The sequence below is a fragment of the Endozoicomonas sp. SESOKO3 genome, from assembly GCF_024606255.1.
Window position 1 is genome coordinate 1 of sequence record NZ_JAHHPR010000199.1, and the last position, 1,910, is coordinate 1,910.

The following is a 1,910-nucleotide window of genomic DNA, read 5'->3' on the forward strand; positions in this document are numbered from 1 at the left end:
AGAAGCGGCTGCAACAGGAGTTGCAAAAGTTGATGGGAGCATTCCGGGTAGCTGAAAACAAGATGCAAGACAGAACTTCCCCGCATGACAGAGAAATTCCGCCATGCACGACGGCACGGATGCCGGAGCCAGGGCAACGCAGGAGTAGTTGCCGTGAGGGACGCACGAGACTCTGGCGAAGCCAGAAGCTCATACGACATAGGTGGATCACCGAAGTGATCAATGGACACGAAAACAGACTTTCTCTGCTAACGTCATTTGAAAATTGATGCTCTGAATGCCTGATCGCAAAGCTGACAGGCTGATTCCGGAATGTCATTTCCCTGTGACAACCACCTCACCGCTGCGCGTGTTTTATCTGCCGGATCTGCAAAACACACTGACCTGTGAGATCGTATTCTGATCATTACCGTTGTAGCGGTCTCATCAAGGATGAGGTCACTACGCCATAGATCATATTCCAAAGAGGAGTGGTAACTATAGGACACATGATCGCTAATTCAATTTTTTCGAGTCGCTTCACAACTTGCTCAGGGGTCCAGTCATCGCCGATTCTATCTTCTATTTCAGAGATTCAGCACAGACTGTGTGCGGAATTGCGCTGATCTCATATCAAGCTGCTGATGCGAGTTATGAATCTACCAAGGCAACGGTCTATGCAGCTTGCAACCTGCATGACCTGATTCTATCTACAATCATTATCAAATATTGGCAGAAACGAACGAACTAGTGGTTGCAGATCTCACTAACCTGGAATCTGCGGCATTTAACCATAATAAAATGATTACTAATTGCGCAACAGGGAATTTATAGCTACGTTACAATAATGATCAAAAGCTTTAAACACAAAGGGCTTGAGAAGTTCTACACCAAAGGTTCCAAATCAGGTATAAGACCTTCCCACGCCACCCGAATCAGTGATCGTCTGGCTTTTTTGAATGCAGCAAAAACCATTGATGACATGGATAAACCGGGCTACCGCCTCCATCCGTTGAAGGGCGACCGTGAAGGCCTTTGGGCCGTTAACGTATCAGGTAACTGGCGCATTGTGTTTGAATTTAAAGACGGAGATGCCTACATCGTGAACTACGAGGATTACCACTGATGGCTACACAACAATTTGACCCACCTCACCCAGGAGCATTGATCTACCGCACCTACATTGAGCCATTCACCTCAATGACCGCTAACAGAATTGCCGACCAACTGGGCGTGGCCAGAAGTACTTTCAATCGTTTGCTGAATGAAAAAGCAGGTGTTTCACCGGAAATGGCCATTCGACTGTCCGAAGTACTGGGTGGTTCTGCTGAAAGCTGGATGACACTTCAGGAAAGCTTTGACTTGTGGAAAGCCAGGCAAGTGGTCGATACAGCAAACCTGGAACGTATTGATTTTAGTCAGGTTGCGTAGTGACCTATTCTTCGTGTTGCCCAGTTATTTCAGATCGCTAATTCAACGTCTTTTTTTCGGCAGTTGCCCTTTGCTTCTATCTCGCTGATTACTGCCAATGTAGGCTGAAACCACACTACTTCTGTGATGGCCTAGCAGATCAGCGATGGCCTTCCGGGCTTGAAGATCGCCGTGTTTATCAATGTTGATACCACTTGATAAAACAGGTGCAGAACAACCTGTAATTTGTTGATATTGTTCACAAGCGTAGGCCGCCCGGAGATCATGCCGGTTATTCAGCCCATACTTTTTGAGAACAGGACCACTGTGCATACGCACCAGAGCCAGAAAATCTTCAAGCTTTTTACCGATAGGTATCAGGCAATCGTTGTCGCCCTGCATCCTTACCGCTTGAGACAAAGCCATACGTGCATAGCCGGATACTGGAACCCACCGTTCAACTCGTGAAGGACTGGTAGACGTCGATTTGCCACGTCCGCCTTTTGTACCCCGCTCAATAT

5 protein-coding genes are annotated in these 1,910 nt (G+C 47.3%); 4 read left to right on the plus strand and 1 reads right to left on the minus strand.

Features of this window, described 5'->3' with window-relative positions:
* The 4 genes from KDK18_RS03410 to KDK18_RS03425 all read left to right on the plus strand — a co-directional run.
* The coding region (locus tag KDK18_RS03410) for a hypothetical protein (protein WP_257253223.1) at positions 1-269 on the plus strand (269 nt) is incomplete at its 5' end.
* A gap of 8 nt (positions 270-277) precedes the next feature.
* On the plus strand, positions 278-403 hold the full coding sequence (locus KDK18_RS03415; protein ID WP_257253224.1) for a hypothetical protein: 126 nt from the start codon (positions 278-280) through the stop codon (positions 401-403).
* Positions 404-826: 423 nt separating this feature from the next.
* On the plus strand, positions 827-1,105 hold the full coding sequence (locus tag KDK18_RS03420) for a type II toxin-antitoxin system RelE/ParE family toxin (protein ID WP_257253225.1): 279 nt from the start codon (positions 827-829) through the stop codon (positions 1,103-1,105).
* Complete coding sequence (locus KDK18_RS03425; protein ID WP_257253227.1) at positions 1,105-1,410, plus strand: HigA family addiction module antitoxin; 306 nt, start codon at positions 1,105-1,107, stop codon at positions 1,408-1,410. Before KDK18_RS03420 ends, KDK18_RS03425 begins: the two co-directional genes overlap by 1 nt.
* 42 nt (positions 1,411-1,452) lie before the next feature.
* On the opposite strand, the gene KDK18_RS03430 is transcribed toward KDK18_RS03425, so the two are convergent.
* A partial coding sequence (locus KDK18_RS03430; RefSeq protein ID WP_257253229.1) for a hypothetical protein occupies positions 1,453-1,910 on the minus strand: 458 nt, incomplete at its 5' end.

Coding starts and splice junctions, on each gene's coding strand:
- KDK18_RS03415 (WP_257253224.1), top strand. CDS start 278: ATGCCTGATCGCAAAGCTGACAGGCTGATTCCGGAATGTCATTTCCCT.
- KDK18_RS03420 (WP_257253225.1), top strand. CDS start 827: ATGATCAAAAGCTTTAAACACAAAGGGCTTGAGAAGTTCTACACCAAA.
- KDK18_RS03425 (WP_257253227.1), top strand. CDS start 1,105: ATGGCTACACAACAATTTGACCCACCTCACCCAGGAGCATTGATCTAC.